General features: G+C 50.0%; 13 protein-coding genes. 7 read left to right on the top strand and 6 right to left on the bottom strand.

All coding sequences use genetic code 11. The features are described from left to right. Both CDA54_RS19700 and CDA54_RS08095 read left to right on the top strand, forming a co-directional pair. On the top strand, positions 1-255 hold a 255-nt coding region (locus CDA54_RS19700; RefSeq protein WP_218962382.1), incomplete at its 5' end, for a hypothetical protein. Between the two features lie 70 nt (positions 256-325). Further along, entirely contained in the window at positions 326-700 is a 375-nt protein-coding gene (locus tag CDA54_RS08095; RefSeq protein ID WP_099034481.1) for a thiol-disulfide oxidoreductase DCC family protein, read from the top strand. A gap of 674 nt (positions 701-1,374) precedes the next feature. Here CDA54_RS08095 and CDA54_RS08090 read toward each other — a convergent pair. Then, positions 1,375-2,325, bottom strand: a complete 951-nt coding sequence (locus tag CDA54_RS08090; protein ID WP_099034480.1) for a chemotaxis protein CheV — start codon at positions 2,323-2,325, stop codon at positions 1,375-1,377. A 196-nt stretch (positions 2,326-2,521) separates the two neighbouring features. Between CDA54_RS08090 and CDA54_RS08085 the strand changes: the two genes are divergently transcribed. Next, positions 2,522-4,522: a tetratricopeptide repeat protein gene (locus CDA54_RS08085; RefSeq protein WP_180237154.1), complete on the top strand. Its 2,001-nt coding sequence runs from the start codon at positions 2,522-2,524 to the stop codon at positions 4,520-4,522. A gap of 79 nt (positions 4,523-4,601) precedes the next feature. Here CDA54_RS08085 and CDA54_RS08080 read toward each other — a convergent pair whose 3' ends face one another. Next, positions 4,602-6,197, bottom strand: a complete 1,596-nt coding sequence (locus CDA54_RS08080) for an isocitrate lyase (protein ID WP_099034478.1) — start codon at positions 6,195-6,197, stop codon at positions 4,602-4,604. A gap of 169 nt (positions 6,198-6,366) precedes the next feature. On the opposite strand from CDA54_RS08080, the gene CDA54_RS08075 reads away from it, so the two are divergent. Further along, on the top strand, positions 6,367-7,305 hold the full coding sequence (locus CDA54_RS08075; RefSeq protein WP_099034477.1) for a LysR family transcriptional regulator: 939 nt from the start codon (positions 6,367-6,369) through the stop codon (positions 7,303-7,305). On the opposite strand, the gene CDA54_RS08070 is transcribed toward CDA54_RS08075, so the two are convergent. Beyond that, the gene (locus tag CDA54_RS08070) at positions 7,302-8,102 is read right to left on the bottom strand and encodes a hypothetical protein (RefSeq protein WP_143452273.1); all 801 of its coding nucleotides are present in this window, start codon (positions 8,100-8,102) and stop codon (positions 7,302-7,304) included. The genes CDA54_RS08075 and CDA54_RS08070 overlap by 4 nt on opposite strands. Before the next feature lie 207 nt (positions 8,103-8,309). On the opposite strand from CDA54_RS08070, the gene CDA54_RS08065 reads away from it, so the two are divergent. Further along, positions 8,310-10,481 (top strand): malate synthase G, encoded by a 2,172-nt coding sequence (locus tag CDA54_RS08065; protein WP_099034475.1) that lies wholly within the window; start codon positions 8,310-8,312, stop codon positions 10,479-10,481. A gap of 239 nt (positions 10,482-10,720) precedes the next feature. Here CDA54_RS08065 and CDA54_RS08060 read toward each other — a convergent pair whose 3' ends face one another. From CDA54_RS08060 to CDA54_RS08050, 3 genes are all read right to left on the bottom strand, one after another. Continuing rightward, positions 10,721-12,637 (bottom strand): S9 family peptidase, encoded by a 1,917-nt coding sequence (locus CDA54_RS08060; protein WP_180237152.1) that lies wholly within the window; start codon positions 12,635-12,637, stop codon positions 10,721-10,723. 117 nt (positions 12,638-12,754) lie between these two features. Next, positions 12,755-13,768 carry a helix-turn-helix transcriptional regulator gene (locus tag CDA54_RS08055; protein WP_143452272.1) on the bottom strand — a complete coding sequence of 338 codons (1,014 nt, stop codon included), beginning with the start codon at positions 13,766-13,768 and terminating at the stop codon, positions 12,755-12,757. Continuing rightward, positions 13,740-14,669, bottom strand: coding sequence for a GGDEF domain-containing protein (locus CDA54_RS08050; protein WP_099034499.1), 930 nt, complete (start codon positions 14,667-14,669; stop codon positions 13,740-13,742). Before CDA54_RS08050 ends, CDA54_RS08055 begins: the two co-directional genes overlap by 29 nt. Before the next feature lie 309 nt (positions 14,670-14,978). Here CDA54_RS08050 and CDA54_RS08045 point away from each other — a divergent pair, with 309 nt between their 5' ends. Both CDA54_RS08045 and CDA54_RS08040 read left to right on the top strand, forming a co-directional pair. Then, positions 14,979-17,687 carry a TonB-dependent receptor gene (locus CDA54_RS08045; protein WP_099034473.1) on the top strand — a complete coding sequence of 903 codons (2,709 nt, stop codon included), beginning with the start codon at positions 14,979-14,981 and terminating at the stop codon, positions 17,685-17,687. Between the two features lie 142 nt (positions 17,688-17,829). Next, the gene (locus tag CDA54_RS08040) at positions 17,830-18,705 is read left to right on the top strand and encodes a metallophosphoesterase family protein (RefSeq protein WP_099034472.1); all 876 of its coding nucleotides are present in this window, start codon (positions 17,830-17,832) and stop codon (positions 18,703-18,705) included. Positions 18,706-18,717: the final 12 nt, after the last annotated feature.

The raw sequence follows: 18,717 nt of genomic DNA, 5'->3' as shown, positions 1-18,717 counted from the left end.
CAAAATCCTTTACACTCTCTAAATAAACTGAGAAACCGACTTTTCCATCACGAACCGATATGGACTGGTAATGGAGTTAATTCCAAACAAAAGGCACTCGATAAATTACAGGCAAAGTATACATCGGTGATGAGCGTTTTAGGGTGCATGTCTTCAGACAAGCTACTTCTTGTGCAAAATATCAATATGATTAATGAGTTTAATAGTCACTGTACCTTACAGAAATTTACAGATTATGAAAGCCTATTGCCATAACGCCGCCAAAGAGTCCTCGAACATGCGCTTGAGGCTAAACACAGCCCGCTATATCGGCTAAGCTGTGAGTATGGATAATCATTCTCAAAAATCCCCTATCCGTGTGTTTTATGACGCCGCCTGCCCTGGCTGCATCAAAGACCGGGCCTGGTATGAGAAGCGTGTGGGTCAGGGTGAACAGGTTCAGTGGCTGGATATCAATAGCAGTGAGCAGGAGCTAAAAGCGCTTGGGATAGATCCCCACAGAGCGATGCTGGAATTACATGTACAGGATGAAAACGGCAAGATCTGGCGGGAACTGCCCGCTTATCAGATACTCCTGAGCCGTTTGCCCGGTTATCGCTGGCTGGCCTGGCTGATTAGCCTGCCGCTGATTAAACCCATGCTGTCCTGGCTCTATCGTATATGGGTACGCCAGCGGCTAAAGCGCGAAGGCCGTTTGTAATCCTTTACGCCGTCATCCCTGATTCGCCGCAGAGACGCAGAGGCCGCAGAGGTAAAGAGCATTCAACCACGAAAACCACGAAACTCACGAAATAGTGGCCTGCGGGTTATGCAATTCATCGCAAAGATGCAGAGCGCGCGCAGCTTCAGGAACCGTAATACTGCTCTTCTCCGTGCCCTCTGCGACTCCGCGGTGAAAAATGCCTTTTTNGCGCGCGCAGCTTCAGGAACCGTAATACTGCTCTTCTCCGTGCCCTCTGCGACTCCGCGGTGAAAAATGCCTTTTTCTCCGGACTGTCCCTGTCCTACGCCCTGCGGGCCGCCATTAAACGGCTGGCGTTAAAAATCGCTCCTGGGATTTTTTCATGCCTTTCGTGGTAAAAAGCCTTCAACCACGAAAAACACTAAACTCACGAAATAATGGCCTGTTGATGCTGCAATTCACCGCAGAGTCGCGGAGGACGCAGAGAAACGTAACCCGGATAATATGCGGCGGTATCTTTATATCCCCGCAATCCGCTACGCTCCTTACAGGCTACACCGTTGTCATGCCCGAATGTTGTTATCGGGCATCCAGCGCCCTTTGAGAAAACAAAGCTAAATACAGAGACACAGAGGTATCAAGGGCTTCACTCCTTCCATATCTCCGTGCCCTCTGTGGTTAGTATCTTTTAACTATCCGCCGGTGATTTTCTGGCGCATACGATCCTGTGCCGCCACCACCAGCAAATCGGGCTGGAATTTTGAAATAAACTTGTCGCAGCCCACCTTTTCCACCATGGCATTGTTAAAGCTACCGCTTAAAGAGGTATTCAGGGTGATATAAAGATCACTCATTCTCGGATCCTCGCGCACCTCTGCCGTGAGCCGGTAACCATCCATTTCGGGCATTTCTGCATCGGTAAACATCATCAGGATCTCGTCGGTGACCTTCTTACCCTCATCGGCCCAGCCTTTCAGCAAATTCAGCGCCTGTAGGCCGTCCCGACATTCGAGTATTTCCAGATCCAGTTGTTTGAGGGTATCGCGGATCTGTGCCCTGGCGGTGGAAGAGTCATCAACAATCAGTACCTTATGCCCTTTAAGCTTCTGCGTGACTTCGTCGGCAAGCAGCTCCTCGGAGATTTTTACATCGTAAAAAATAATCTCAGCCAGCACTTTTTCCACATCCACAATCTCAACAATTTCCCGCACCCCATCTTCTTCGTGATGGGTGATGGCGGTAAGATAATTATTGCGCCCTGCGCTGCTCGGAGGCGGTAAGATATCTCCCCAGGACGTATTGACGATGTTCATTACCTCACCAATCAGAAAGCCCTGCACCGAGCGGTTATACTCGGTAACAATCACATTTAAATCAGATTTATCCGCCTGGCGTTTTTTTATCCCGATGGCCTGCGCCAGATCAATAACAGGCACAGATTTGCCACGGTAATTGGTAATGCCGCGCAGGTTGTTATGGCTGCCCGGCATTTTATTCATCGCCGGAACAGGAATGACTTCTTTGACCTTAAATACGTTAATGGCAAAGATTTGCCTTGAGCCGAGACGAAACATCAACAACTCCAGGCGGTTTTCGCCCACCAGCTTGGTACGTTGATCGACTGACGCGAGTATTTTTGACATAAAGTATCGTTTAACTGACTGATATCACAATAATAGCCTGAAACCAGCACATTCGTCACACTTGGCTTTATTGCGTGCTTACCGGCTCGTGTCCGCTGTTATATACAGATCTACTCTGGTGATCTAAGTGCTATGCTTTGTGAAGATAGCTCAACGGTGTATTCACATTACAATGCTTTATCGATGGCTAGTCCTCTTGCTTTCATTACCGGTGTTCTTCGCACTGGCGGACCCTTACACCGAGGCGGAATTCGAGCAACTCAGAAATGAGATCAACAAGGTGTCATCGAAGTCCCCTTCCAGGGCAATCAGCAAAACCAATGACATTCTGGCAGGGCATGTGCACAAACTGACTGTGGCCCAGCAAATCCGGCTGTTGTACGGTAAGGCCTGGTTTCAGATTCAGACAGATGACGTCAACAGTGCCATTGATACACTTTCGCAATGCAAGCTGATGAGCGCCAGAGTATCTGACCCGACAATCCTGTTTAGCTATTACAGCCTGACAGCTGGTGCTTTTAGCCGCCTGAATATGTACGAAAGAGCACTGGAAAACTACCTCAGTAGCTATCATATCGCGGGCCTGATGGACACCGAACAATATCTGCGCCAGACAGAGAATAATATCGGCAATATCTATCTGAAACTTGGCCGTTACGAGGAGGCACTGGATTATTTCACGCGTTTTTATCAGGATGCAGAAGAACGTCAGCTTCCCTCGCAAAAGGCGGTTGGACTCAACAACATAGGTGAAGCCTATTTCGGTCTGGAGCAATGGCAAAAGGCGCTCTCCTACCACCTTCGAAGTCTGCAACTTCGTGAAGCGCATGGATTTACCTACCATAGCTCGTGGTCTCACCACAATTTAGGCCGCACTTATATGGCCCTGCAGCAGGGGCAACGGGCAGAATATCATCTTCGACAAGCCATCGACATTCGCCGCCAGGGTAAAGGTCTGGCAGACAGTATTGCCCCACAAATTGACCTGGCAAGACTTCATATTCAACAAAAAGATAGCGCCACCACACTGAGCCTGCTGAACGAGGCCATAGACCTCAGCACCACCCTGGGTCGGTTGCAGGAAAAAGCCGAGGCCTACCAGCTATTGCGGGAATACCACAAGCAGCTGGAGAACTGGCAAAAAGCGCTGGATGCGTCAGACCAATATATGCAGAGTAAATTTGATTTGCTGGAGAAACAAGCTGCCACCGGTGTCGCCTTTTATGCAGCACAGATGAATATGGCCACAAAAGAGAAAGACATCGTACGCTTAACACAGGAAAATGAGCTACATAAAGCAAACACCGAAGCCGCCCGGACTCAGTTGTTAATAGTCATCATTTCAGTATCTGTTATTGCCTTGCTTACCACCTTTTTCATTCTCCGGATCAGGAGCCAGAACCGTATTCTGACAGCCACTCTTGGCGACCTTAAGCACACCCAGAAACAGCTACTGGAAGCGGAAAAAATGTCAGCAATGACAACACTGGTATCCGGTATGGCCCATCAGCTCAACACGCCATTGGGCCTGGTGGTGACCTCTGCGTCGTGCCTGGAGGACAAGCTTAGCAAGATCCGGGTAAAACTAACCGAGCGACAGCTAAGTAGTAATCAACTAAGGCGTTTCCTTGATGAAGCCGCCGAAATGTTGACGTTAACCGCCAGAAATTCAGCCCGGGCGGCCGATATGATCGCCAGGTTTAAAACGATTTCCGCTAGTCTGGACTCGAGTGAATCCGATCAGTTCGAAGTCCTCAGTTATTTGCGAGACAAACTGCCACTGCTTCGCCAAAGCCTTCCTGTACATGTAGAGGTGTTATTGGAAGGAGACAATGTTGAGATCTTTTCTCACCCAGAGGTACTATTGAAAGTTATTTCGCAGCTGTTAGATAACTCCTGCTCCCATGGTTTTTCAGAGCAAGACTCTCCCAGAGTCACAATTTATATCGAGCGCAAAATGGAACAGGTGATTATAACTTATCGGGACAATGGTGCGGGGATCAGCAAAGACAAACAACAACAGATATTTGATCCTTTTTATACCAGCCAACTGGGCCAGGGTAAGCTAGGGCTGGGCCTGAATATCATCTATAACGCCGTCGTTCATGTTCTTAAGGGAGAACTTTCCTGTGAAGATGCCAGTAGCGGAGCTTGTTTTGTTATCCGCCTGCCTGTTCAACTTCAGGTAGCAGAGTAACGCTGTAACCTGACGGAATTAACCTGACTACGCATACAACAAAGCCGGGCGATGCCCGGCTTTGGGTTGTTATGGCAAGTTAGCCAAACTGGTTCATGGTGTTATTGTCACCCGAGGCTTTAAGCGCCTGCTCACCACTGAAGTACTCTTTGTGATCATCTCCCAGGTTAGAGCCCGCCATGTCCTGATGTTTAACACAGGCAAGACCTTCACGGATTTCACGACGCTGGACACCTTCCACATAGGCCAGCATACCCTGGTCACCGAAATAACCTTTGGCCAGATTATCGGTAGACAACGCAGCCGTGTGATAAGTGGGTAAGGTAATCAGATGGTGGAAAATACCCGCCTCTTTCGCCGCATCCGCCTGGAAGCTACGGATCTTAGCATCGGCTTCCTGAGCAAGTTCCGACAAATCGTATTCGATGCTCATCAGATTTTCTCTGTTGTAAGCACTGACATCTTTGCCCTGCTCACTCCAGAGATCAAAAATTTGCTGGCGGAAGCTTAATGTCCAGTTGAATGACGGCGAGTTGTTGTACACCAGCTTGGCGTTTGGCACGGCTTCACGGATCCGGTTTACCATACCGGCGATCTGCCCGATATGGGGTTTCTCCGTTTCAATCCACAGTAAGTCGGCACCGTTTTGCAGGCTGGTGATACAGTCCAGTACTACACGATCTTCACCACTTCCGGCTATAAATTTATACAGACCATTGGGCAGACGCACGGGTTTAACCAGCTTGCCATCGATCTTCATGGCGGTATCACCCTCTGCCAGATCCTCGACACCATTTACCGGTGTGGTTTCCAGAAAGACGGTATATTGTGAAGCCAGATCACCGGGCTCTTTCGATACCGGTACCTTTTGAGTAAGACCTGCACCCAGTGAGTCAGTACGGGCCACAATCACACCTTCCTCAACACCGAGTTCCAGAAAGGCGTAACGTACGGCGTTTATCTTGGCCAGAAAATCCTCATGGGGCACCGTCACTTTGCCGTCCTGGTGACCACATTGTTTGGCATCAGACACCTGATTTTCGATCTGAATACAGCAGGCACCGGCTTCAATCATCTTTTTCGCCAGCAGATAGGTGGCTTCTTCGTTACCAAAGCCAGCGTCGATATCGGCAATAATCGGCACCACATGGGTCTGGTAATTGTCAATCTCACGCTGAATTCCCTGGGCTTTAACCATATCGCCGGCGGCATTGGCCTGATCCAGTGCCTGGAATAAATGGCCCAGCTCGCGTGCATCGGCCTGACGCAGGAAGGTATACAGCTCTTCAATCAGCGCCGGCACCGAGGTCTTCTCGTGCATTGACTGATCCGGCAATGGACCAAACTCACTGCGCAGGGCGGCAATCATCCAGCCGGAAAGATACAAGTAGCGCTTGTTGGTATTGCCATGATGTTTTTTGATCGACAGCATCTTCTGCTGGCCGATAAAGCCATGCCAGCAACCCAGAGACTGAGTATAATTGGCGGGATTAGCGTCATATTCGTCCATATCGCGGCGCATAATACCGGCGGTGTAGCGGGCAATGTCCAGACTGCTCTGAAAACGGTTCTGGGCTTTCATACGTGCCGCATATTCAGGGTTAATGGCGTTCCAGGTCTGACGCTCTTTAAGCAATTGTCTGAACTGTTCGATATCCTGTTGATAGCTTGACATAGGGTTTCTCCGGTATTTAACGCCGCTGGCGTAATGCTTTCAAACTTGTTGTGAATCAGATTTTTGTCTTGCGCCGGATTTGTCCGACAGCCGAATCTGTTGCTGACAAGCATAGTCGGACACCCTATAATTCAACCAATTTATAAAATTCATATTCGGTATTTTATTTATGAATATATCCAAAATGGATCTGAATTTACTGGTGTATTTCGATGTGCTGATGCGTGAGCGCAGCGTAACCCGTGCCGCCAATCAGCTCAGTATCACCCAACCTGCCATGAGTAACGGCTTGAAACGCCTGCGCGATCTGCTCGCCGATCCTATTCTGGTACGCACCAGTGAGGGCATGACTCCCACTCAGCGGGCATTACAGTTGCAGCCTGTGGTCAGAGATGCACTGTCAAAGCTGGAATCGGCGATCCAACCGCAGACCGAGTTTGATCCGAAAACCTCAGAGCGCACCTTCAGGATCATGGCGAGTGACTACGCCGAGTCCACTTTGCTGCTAGAGGTGGTGCGCCAGCTTAATCAGCAGGCACCGGGTATTACACTGGATGTGATCACCCCCAGTGATGTGACCTTTCACGATGTGGAACATGGCAAAGTGGATATGGCCATTAACCGCTTTGAAGAGCTGCCATTGTCGTTTCACCAAAAGGTATTGTGGTATGACACCTTTTCCTGTGTGGTGAATAAACTCAATCCGGTAGTGAAAGACTTTACCCTGGATAAGTATTTAAGTGCCCAGCATATCTGGGTCAGTAAAACCGGCTTTGGTGTGGGTGTAGGCATCGATCCTAATGAAGTGCAAAAGCTTGGCTGGGTTGATTTGGAGCTGTCCAAACTGGGCAAAAAGCGCCGTATCCGCGTGTTTACCCGCCACTACCATGTGGCATTGCAGCTGGCACGGGAGCAGAATCTGGTGGCTACCCTGCCAAGTCGCGCCGCCAGCATTCATAAAGATGATCCCAATATGGTGATCCTCGAACCGCCCTTTGATATTCCGCCTATTGCCCTGAAAATGGCCTGGAGCGCGCTGCTACAACACGACGCCGGACATATCTGGCTGCGCCGGTTGATTATTGAAATAGCGAAGAAACAGGCTTAATCAGATTCTGGTTGAGCGCCAAGCCCCGACTTACTGTAAAATCTTATATGCACGTGGTGGGAATGGTTGACTGGATGTCCTCCCACTAAAGCTCGCTCTGGATATAATCCAAACTGGCGCTTCATACCATTACCGAAGTCTATTGCCTCATCTAAAGACCTGCGAGGTGAGTCGTATCGCTTCAGCAAAATCAGCATGCATTGATCATCACGACACAACGTAGCGTTACTCTCCAAACCATAAGCTCCTAACTCAGACTTTATATACGCCTGAACCTGAGTCTCCATACCAGTTTGCCTGGGCTGGTCAGATAATAATATCGTATTAACATGTCTGGCAATCGCATATGGGATGCCCCCAGGTAGTTCCTTAATATAATTAACAATAGCCTCAGGCCAGTAATCTCTAGCCGCTTTTAAACTGATCTGTGTTCGTTCTGCTTGCTCTTCTTCCGGCGTATCAAAAGTCGACTGTGAGTGCTCATCGCTTGACCTGGCCTCAGAGGAACCGCGAAGCGCGGTATCGACTGAATCAGTCCGTGCCTGTTGCTTCAATTCAGGCTCAGTTGAGGGGACTTCGTTACCTGGTTGGCTACGTTCAGACTGTTGATTCTGAGAACGAGTTACAAGCGCAAAAGGATTTTCAGAGTTTTGCTTAACGTCAGCCTTACGCTGATTCAAAGAAGATGGTGCAGAGGATTTATGCGAGTCGGGAAGCGCCGCTTCCTGTTGCTCAAAAACGCCGACCAAAGCCAGCGCCATGAATATGAGGCTCACTCCTATTATCATCCATTTCATCAGGTACTCCATTTGCTTTGCGGCACCCCTGGTATTTTAGGCACAGCCAGGATAACGGAGCAAGTCGCTCCAATCATAAGCACTGTGAATAGTGAAGATAGACTTCATAAACTCAACAAAAGACGGTGGGGTGGCTAGACTGGCAGGACCAGTTTATAAAAAGCGAGCAGATTTATGTCATCGCCCATGCAACAAGAGGACTTCCCCATGCCAGATCGAATCGAACAAGGTCAGTTAAGTATCGACGCCGGATTGTTTGAGTTTATTAATCAGCAGGCGCTGCGCGGCACCCATGTGGACAAAGAAGTCTTCTGGCAGGGTTTTGAGCAGATCTGCGCTGACCTGATACCGCAGAATCAGTCTCTGCTTAAAAAACGCGAGCTACTCCAACAGCAGATTGATGACTATCATCGCCAGCATAAAGAGATTGACGCCGCACACTATAAGTCCTTTTTAGAACAGATTGGCTATCTGCAGCGCCAGCCTGATGACAGCCAGATCAGTACCGCTGATGTGGACGCGGAGATCGCCACCATGGCCGGGCCACAACTGGTGGTGCCGATCAACAATGCCCGCTATTCCTTAAACGCCGCCAATGCCCGGTGGGGTAGCCTGTATGATGCCGCCTATGGCACTGACGTGATCCCCGAAACTGACGGCGCAGAAAAAGGCGGGGCCTATAATCCGGTACGCGGACAAAAAGTAGTAGCCTGGGCCAGAGCCTGGCTGGATATCATCGCACCACTGACAGCGGGCTCACACCAACAGTCAGTGGCCTATGATATCCGCGGTGGCCAGCTGGTGGTGACGCTCAGTGATGGCAGCACCAGCAACTTAAAAGACCCGTCAGCTTATACAGGCTACCGCGGTCATATCAGCCAGCCTTGCGCGATTTTACTCAGGCATCATCAGTTACACGCGGAGATCCAGTTCGACAAAGATCATCCCATCGGCAAAACCGACCCGGCTGGCATTAAGGATGTATTGATGGAATCCGCCCTGACCACCATTATGGATTGTGAAGACTCCGTAGCGGCAGTGGATGGTGAAGACAAAACCCTGGTGTATAAAAACTGGCTAGGGCTGATGCGTGGCGATCTCAGCACCGAAATCAGTAAAGGCGGAGAGACCCGCATTCGCGGAATGAATCCGGATCGCGAGTATATCCGCCCCACTGGCGAACGTATCAGCCTGCCAGGGCGCAGCCTGATGCTGGTGCGCAATGTAGGCCACCTGATGACCAACAGTGCCATCTTATTCAGAGGTGAAGAAATTCCCGAAGGGATCATGGACGGCGTGATCACCAGCCTGATTGCCAAACATGATCTGCTCAGTCTTGGCCGTTATAAAAACAGTCGCAGTGGCAGTGTCTATATCGTTAAACCGAAGATGCACGGGCCTGAGGAAGTGGCTTTCACAGACACATTATTTGCCAGGGTTGAATCTTTGCTGGGGCTGAAAGCCAACACCCTGAAAATGGGTATTATGGACGAAGAACGCCGCACCAGCGTCAACTTAAAAGCCTGTATTGCGGCAGCCCGCGAACGGGTGATCTTTATTAACACCGGCTTTTTAGACAGAACCGGTGATGAAATTCATACCAGTATGTTGGCCGGCGCCTTTGCGCCCAAAGCTGAGCTGAAAACCATGGCCTGGATCCAGGCCTACGAAAAGGCCAATGTGGCGGCAGGGCTGGAATCAGGGTTATCCGGTAAAGCACAAATCGGTAAAGGCATGTGGCCGATCCCGGATCAGATGGCGGATATGATGAAGGCGAAAACAGGCCACCCCGAAGCGGGCGCCAACACCGCCTGGGTGCCCTCACCCACGGCTGCCACCCTGCACGCCCTGCATTATCACCAGTGCGACGTGTTTGCCCGTCAACAACAACTGGCGGCGGAAAAGTTTGATGTTCTGGATGAGATTCTGCAAATACCCTTAATGCCTGCGGATACCGCTCTCAGTCCGGAACAGATCCAACAGGAACTGGATAATAATGTGCAGGGCATTCTGGGTTATGTGGTGCGCTGGGTGCATCAGGGCATTGGCTGTTCTAAGGTACCGGATATCAACAACGTGGGACTGATGGAAGACAGAGCCACCCTGCGTATCTCCAGCCAGCATATTGCCAACTGGCTGCATCACGGTATTCTCAGTCGCGAGCAGGTTCAGGCTTCACTGGAGAAAATGGCCAGACTGGTAGACAAACAGAATGAAGGCGACCCGGATTATATTCCGATGACACCGGATACCGCCAATGCCATAGCCTTTCAGGCCGCAGCAGAGCTCATCTTTGAGGGCTGTAATCAGCCCAGCGGCTATACTGAGCCTGTGCTGCATAAAAAACGCCTGGAAATGAAACAGCGTCTGGCTGGATAAATCACTCCCGGGGGTATAGCTGGCTGGATATACCCAGTGGCTATACCGAGCCGGTACTGCATAAAAAACGTCTGGAAATGAAACAGCGTCTGGCTGATTAAACAATACCCGGGATCGGCCGGATACTATGATTTTGTCAGATTGTTGATCTATTTCGCAGAGACGCAGAGGTTTGTAAAGATTACTATTAATATTCTCTGCGTCTTTGCGCCTTGGCGAGACTACTGAAATAACAGCGACTACAAATGCTGCTGTAAGAATTTCAGATAGGCTTTCTGTGCCGTGATCCGGTTTTCACGTTTTAAGAAACCATGGCCTTCATCATCAAATAACACATATTCCACCGGCACGCCCTGAGCGCGGATGGCTTCCACCATTTCGTCACTCTCTACCTGTAACACTCTGGGATCATTGGCCCCCTGTACCACCAATACCGGATTCTGCACTTTGTCCGCATGAAACAGCGGCGAGATTCGATGTAAACGCTCAGCATCTTTTTCAGGGTCGCCCAGTTCTGCATACAGTGCTTCACGAAACGCTTCCCACCACGGCGGAATACTAGTCAGTGTGCGTACCCAATTGGTAACACCAAATATATTGATGCCCGCTTCAAACTCATCGGTAAACGCCATAGCCGCCATCGTCAGATACCCACCGTAGCTGCCACCCATTACACCGATACGCTTTTCATCTATCCACTCCATGCCTTGCAAATAGTTCTTACCAAACACGATATCCTGCAAGTCATCTTCACCATGGCGAAGATCGTCCAGATGGTAAAACGTTTTACCATAACCCGACGACCCACGGTTATTTACTGCCAGAATCGCATAGCCATGATTGACCAGGTGTTGAATCAGCGGACTGTAACCTGTGCGAGACTGCCCACCCGGGCCACCGTGGATCAGAATCAGCGCCGGAACCTTATTTTGTGCGCTGGCCTGGTGTGGTTTGTATTGCAGTGCGGGAATTTCTAATCCATCAAAGCTCTGAAAACGCACGACTTCACTCACCACCAGGTCCTGCTCGTCTATAGCAGGGTTCAGTGCTTCGGTAAGACGTTTTACCTGTACATCACCGATATGCCAGACATACAGGTTCGAGGGACTGTTGTCGGCATTTAAATAGAAGCTCAGAATACTGCTGTCATCAGAAAAGCGGATGCCGCGCAAATCTCCGGCGGGTAGCTGCGGAAGCTGCAAAGGCTGTTCGGTTTTTTGATCAATAATACTTATCTGTGTAGAAGCATCAGCATTTACCGCCTCCACTCTGTAGCGGTTGTCTTTGCTGAAACCTATAAAACTGATATCCCAGTCGGCCTCGCTGTATAATTGCTGTTTGCCACTACTCAGTTCATGGGTAAAGGCCCGCACAAACTCTGAGCCCTCATTGGAGCCAAAAACCAGGGTTTGATTATCGCGACTGAATCCATACACGCTATGGGAGATGTCTCCGTCATGAGCCGTGATTAACTCCGGCTGTGCTGACTGTTGTTGCAGATCTACCAGATAGACATCATTGTCAGCATTATTACGGGATTTAACCAGCGCCAGCCAGCGGCCGTCATCACTGAGTGCCTGCGGGGTATAACCAAGGTTATTTTCAAACATCAGCTCCCGCTGATAATCCTCACTATTGTAGCGATAGATATCGAAATATCGGTTATCACGTTCATTTGAGACCAGCCACAGGTTATTATCAGTCGTCCACTTTAAAAACATCGCCTTAAGGTCTTCTCCGGGCGTCAGATCCACCACCGTGCCATCAGTTTCGCGCACATATATGTGATTCAGCTCATTCCCCCCCTGATCGGCGGTGAACAACACCCGATCATCTTCGGGGAACCAACTGATAGGAAACTGCGGGTCGGATTTTGAATCGGTCAGCGGTGTCCAGGTTTCACCGTCCAGTGATACTTTGTACAGGTTATAAACACCGCTTTCATCAGACGCTACCAGTAACGCATCATTGCGATGATTAATGTCATTGCCACGATAGTTACGGGTTTCAAAAAATTGTTCAGCACTGTATTGCTCAACAGAACTACGATCGGGGGTTGGAGCGGGAGGTGAGTCTGAGCTTAACTGGCTGCAGCCACTGAAAAGGGCAAGTACCAGAGCCGATACACACAGCACACGGGTAAAGTGAAAATCCATATTCTTTCCTTTGATGTTGTTTTTATCAGTCGTAAACTTAAGCCAGCTGCCGGTTAATTACAACGATCGTGTCGATGCCCTCACTAAACCGGCTATAAAACTGTCGCTGATCATAAGTCAGCAGCCTGGGGACAAAGCCCTGAGTTCGCTGGGCGTTAAACCTGTCCAACGCTTACAGGCTCTGCGAAAGTTCGGCACATCGTTAAACGATAGTTTCTCTGCCACCTCTCCATTGTTTAAACCTTGTACGGTCAACAAATAAAGAGCCTCTTGCATATTGACCCTGTCCTGCAATTGAGAAAAACGTAAGTTATGTTCTTTAAGTCTGCGTTTGAGTGTTGCCGGGCTCATTTCCAGACGATCAGCTACCTCCTGCAAACCGCCATGACGTTGGCGTCGCAGACAGCCCGAAACCGCCTCCACAAGGGTATACCTGACCACTCTGCTGGCCTGAATCTGTTGCAAAGCCAGTTGTTGTCGTAACGCGCTGGCCTGAGGCAATGGCTGGCTCAGCCACTTTTCCTCAAACCGGATCGCCATCGCCGGTCTGTCAAAGGCCAGCCTTAAGCCCAGATGTTCTTCATATTCCTGAATATGCCGGGGGCGACTAAAGGGAAACTCAAACCAAAACGGCATCCGCTGACCCAGTAAATGACGGCTGGCGGACACCAGCAGACAACAATACAGCTCCACCACAAACTGATATTGCCGGCTATCCATTCCCACTGCATCGCTGAGTAACAAATAACTGAAGCCCTTATGGCGATAACGATACGCAAATAACAGCGGTGCCAGCTGCAGGCGAAAGCGGGTTAGCAGACGCAAAGCCTGGGACAAATGGCTACTGTAACGGATGGCATTAGCCTCGGCGCTGAAATCGGGAAACAGCCGGTGCCCGAGCTGAAAGGCACTGTCATGGCCGGGCATAAGCCGCTGAAACTGGCTCAGCAGTCGCATCAATTGCGACAGACTCAGATAGCAGTCAGGGCGCAATAAATCTTCCCGGAAAATACCGGTTCCCCGCAGCAGTTTGTGCTGATTAACCTGGCGCTGACAAGCAAGATCCACAAGGCAGGCGGCCAGACCATGAGCGGGCAGAAACTTATCTGCCTGCGTGATATAACGGCGCACGTTGCTTTTCCCCGCTGTATTGCTTGTCCTGTTCAAGGCGCTGATTCACCCGCAACAACAATGAAGCACAAGACTCGTTCTCCTGCGCTGCGGCTACTGCGGTGGTGAGGGTATGAAATACCGCCTGATTACCGGTTTTAAAAGCCAGATGTTTAACCGCGCTGGCAATTTGCTGCACCTGCTGCCGGGCTCGTTTAAGAGGCAGATCAGGCATCAGTAAAATAAAACGGTCACCGGCATAACGGCAGACCAGATCACTTTGACGCACATTCATCAGGATCAGTTCGGCAATCTCGCGCAATAACCGATCTCCTTCAGGATGACCAAAACGGCGGTTAAAGGCATCAAACTGGTCGATATCCACCAGCGCCACACAAAAGTTGGTATTGCGCTTATTTAAAAGCTGGTTAATTTGCTCACGCATATAATCGGCCCGGTATAAACGGGTCACCAGATCCACCCGGCCATGTTCCCGCACATCCGCCTCGCGGCGACGCAACTGCGCATTCAGGGTGAGCATTTCCTGATGCCACTGATACAACCCCCATGTCATCAGAATCATACCAAAAGGGGCCGGAACCGATTCAAACAAAGGCAGCCAGGCTTGCTCCGGGTAATGAATAAATTCATCCAGAGCGTCCAGCAGGCTGGAAAACATAAAGCAACACAGACCAATGGTCAGCAACGTGGTTACCCGACCCGATGGCCGACTAATCAGCAAAAACAACTGCCAGAGGATGGTCAGCAGTACAATCCCGCCTTCTCCTACTACGTCCAGCCATTCAATCTGATGCGAATGTTTCAGGTCCCCAATGCTAAAGCTCAGAACAATAGCCAGGGCGATGGCGAAGCCACTGACAAGCAGCATTTGCGGATGCAGTCTTAGTAAGGAAAAGTTCATAATATTGCCCAGTAAACGGTGTTCTATCAGAATAACGACACAGAACACTTCTCATCAGGGTCAAATTAGCTCAGCCAGATGACAACCTGATGACGTTCGCAGCTTCCACCTGCCTGCATCGCTCTCACATCGCTCGTACAGCGGGCCATTTTACCGGGTCAGAAAAGCTCACACAGACCCGGAATAAATACAAAACCCGCTCTGAGACACCGTCTGTCTTAGTCTGGCCATAAATCTTTCATAAATCCGTCATCCTTGTTCTTTAGCGTGCCTGCATCAAGTTCATACAGAAAAACAGGACGCACAGCGATGCAACACAGATTATCCACACTCACCACAGCCTGCGTGGCTGCACTCATCAGCACCGGCGCCTTCGCCGACCAGGGCAGCTTTGTCGGCAAACTCAGTGATAGCGCCAAACAGGTTTACTTTGAGGGGGCTCAGGTAAGGCTAAAGGAGCTCAATCTGACCACCACAACCCGGCGTGACGGCAGTTTTCGTTTTACCAATCTGGATGCCGGGACCTACACGCTGGAAATCTCCTACCTGGGCACTGCGCCCGTAACAAAAACCATCACCATTGCGGAAAATCAGACCCGCACTGGTGAATTTACCTTAAGTGATAACCGCTCACCGATTGAGGATGTAGTGGTTTACGGGCAACGGGCAGGTCAGGCTGGTGCTCTGAATATGCAGCGCAGTGCCGACAGCATTAAGTCCATTGTCTCCTCCGATGCCATCGGTCAGTTTCCGGATCAGAATGTGGCTGAAGCGCTGCAACGTCTGCCGGGGTTGTCGATTGAGAGAGATCAGGGTGAAGGCCGTTTTGTCGGGATCCGCGGGCTGGATCCCAACCTGAACAATGTTACGGTTAATGGCGTTAACATTCCTTCTCCGGAAGCCGGTGTGCGTTCGGTGGCGCTGGATGTATTCCCCTCTGAGCTGGTGGAAGGGCTTGAGGTTTCTAAGACGGTCACCCCGGACATGGACGCAGATGCCATCGGCGGCAGCATTGAAGTGAAGAGTCTCAGTGCCTTTGATCGCGCCGGTCAGTCAGCCAGCCTTACAGTGCAAGGCAGCCAGAATCAGTTACGGGATCAAACCAGCCCGAAAGTTTCTGCCAGTTACACCAATCGCTACGATCTGGCTGGCAAGCAGGATGTGCTGGGCATTGCCACAGCCGTATCCTGGTTTGACCGCGATTTTGGCTCAGACAATATCGAAACAAACGGTGAAGATGAACTGGAGCAGCGCCATTACACGGTTAACCGGGAACGATTGGGCGCTGCACTGAACCTGGATTATCGCCCGGACTTTAACAACCAGTATTACCTGCGCACCCTGTACAGTGAGTTTTCCGATACCGAATTCAGACAGGCAAATATCTTTGTTTTCGATGGTGAAGATTCAGAAGTCGAGCGCGAGTCTAAAGACCGTTTTGAAGAGCAGCAGATTTTCTCAGTAACCGCCGGTGCCGAACACCAGCTCGATCAATGGCTGCTCACCTATCAGGCGGGCTATTCCGAGTCTTCCGAAGACGAACCAGATGCCCTTTACTATGTGTTTAAAACAGACGGCTTCGCGATTAACTCTGATCTGCTCGATCAGATCCCTTATGTTGAACAGGAAGCCGGCGTTTCACAGCTAAGTAACTATGAACTGGATGAAATTGAATTTGCCAGTAACCAGGCTGAGGATCAGGAATACAGCATTAAAGTTGATATCGCCCGCGATCTGACGTTCTCCGGCCATGCTGCACAAATCAAGTTTGGTAGCAAATACCGCAACCGCGAAAAGCAACAGAATACCAATGTTACCTTCTTTGACGGTGACTTTGATGATATTGACCCGGGTATGTTCGCAGACGAGACGCCGGACTGGGGTCTGGGAGATTTTGGTCAGGGCCTGGATAAAGCCGCATTGCGAAGCTATTTCAATACCAGCCGCAGTGGCTTTGAGATTGCGAAACTGGACTCAGAGATCGAGTCCAACGGGGAGTCTTTTGTCAATGAGGAGGATATCTTTGCCGCCTATCTGATGGGTAAAATCGACATGGACAACCTGCGTATCGTGGCAGGTCTGCGTTATGAAAAAACCGACTTCAGCACCTCCGGACAACGGGTTGAACTGATTGAAGATGAACTCAATGATATCGAACAGGTCGTCAATACTCCCTGGATAGCTGAGCAAAATTACGACTATCTGTTGCCCAGTCTGAATATGCGTTACGCCATCAGTGATAACATGCTGGCGCGTTTTGCTTACACGCAGACTGTAGCCCGGCCAAAATTTGAGGAATCGGCCGCCTTTCAGATCATCGAATCCAAAACCGAAGAAAATGATGAAGGCGGGTTCGATACTGAGCGTGAAGCCGAAGTGGGTAACCCGGAACTGAAGCCCTTCGAGTCAGATAATATTGACCTCACCTTAGAATACTACCCCGGTGGTATAGGCGTGCTGTCGGCGGGTTACTTCTACAAAGATATCAGTAACTTCGTTATTTTTGCCGATGTGGCAGATTTACCCGAGTGGGATGGCTTTGATGAAGTCGTTCAGCCCATTAACGGTGAAGATGCCAAATTGCAGGGTATTGAGCTGGCCTGGGTAAAAACCTTTGATAGCGGTCTGTTGCTGGCCGCCAACGCCACCTTTTCAGACTCAGAGGCCGTGACCCTGTTAGACGGCGAACGTTTTGAAACGTCTCTGCCCAATCAGTCTGACCGGGTCGGCAACTTCACACTGGGTTATGAGGACAATCACTGGAGTCTGCGCCTGACCATGACACACAAGAGTGAGAATCTGGAGGAGGTCGACGGTGATATGCTGTTAATGGAAGACAGCCACCAACAGCTGGATTTCTCCGGAAAATACTACATCAGCGAGGATATGCATTTGTATCTGAACGCCATCAATATTACTGATGAGCCCTTTTACGCCTATTTTAACCAGCGCAGCCGCAATGCCCAGTATGAAGAATATGGCCGTACCTTTGAATTAGGCTTCACCTGGAAGATGTAACGGCAACAGGCTGATTCCGGGTATCAATAAACAGGCCGCACTGGCGTCAGGTACAAAGACGGACAGATCAGAGATACTGACTGCCAGGTCCGGCAATTCGCCCCTGCTATCAGGGGCATTAACACAATGGATAAGCAATAAAATGAAACGACTCACACTGCTGCTGGCGGTTTTACTCGGAAAGCTGATGTTACTCAGCAGCGCCCAGGCTGACACCGACAAGGAACAGGAAGTAACCGTGCGCTTTGCCGTATTAGGCGATGCCGAGCCCAAGCCTCTGCCTGAATTTCCTAACCTGATCCGCGCCGTTGAGGATGTAAACCGGCTGGCAGAGCAACGTAAACTCGATTTTGTAATAGGTGTGGGTGACCTGCCCCACAAAGGCACCATGATTCAGTATCAGAATATCACTCCGGTGTTACAGCGTCTTGAGTTGCCCTTTTACCCCATCATGGGTAATGAAGAGCATAATGCTGAAAACGCCGTTGAACGCTTTCTGGACTTCGCCAGTCAATGGAATCAGGGTAAGCCTGCTATTGAGTCAAGCAAGTATGTTTTGGAATTTGATTCTGTAGCACTGGTGATGGCCTCACCGGATCATGGCCGGGATTTTAATGATCAGGGCATTAAGTGGTTACTTAAACAATTACAACGCCTGCATCCCAAACCGGTATTACTGGTAGTACATGGCGCTCAGACTGGTATTTACCCTGAACGGGCAGATAAGGGGATTACCCATCCTCGTTTTGCTGAAGTCGCTACGCAGCCGAATCTTGGTGCAATCATCTCAGGTGATTTGCATATGGATATGGACAGAGTCGTACATTCCAAACAGAAAGATGGTGTGCATTACCTGCACATTCCGGCTCTGGAGCGCACCAAAATACCTGATGCCAGCAACCATTCGCCAATGTTCAGAGTATTCAGCGTAAGCCGCTCAGGGAAAGTGACGGTAGAGACCTATGCAGTGGGAGAGCCCCAGCCGCTTACCCGTCATGATTATCAATTTACGCTGTGAAGCAAGCTTGAT

The organism is Lacimicrobium alkaliphilum (assembly GCF_002591895.1).
GTDB classification, from domain to species: Bacteria; Pseudomonadota; Gammaproteobacteria; order Enterobacterales; family Alteromonadaceae; genus Lacimicrobium; species Lacimicrobium alkaliphilum.
Note: the sequence above shows the minus strand (reverse complement) of the source record. Positions and strands in the feature narration are given on the sequence as shown.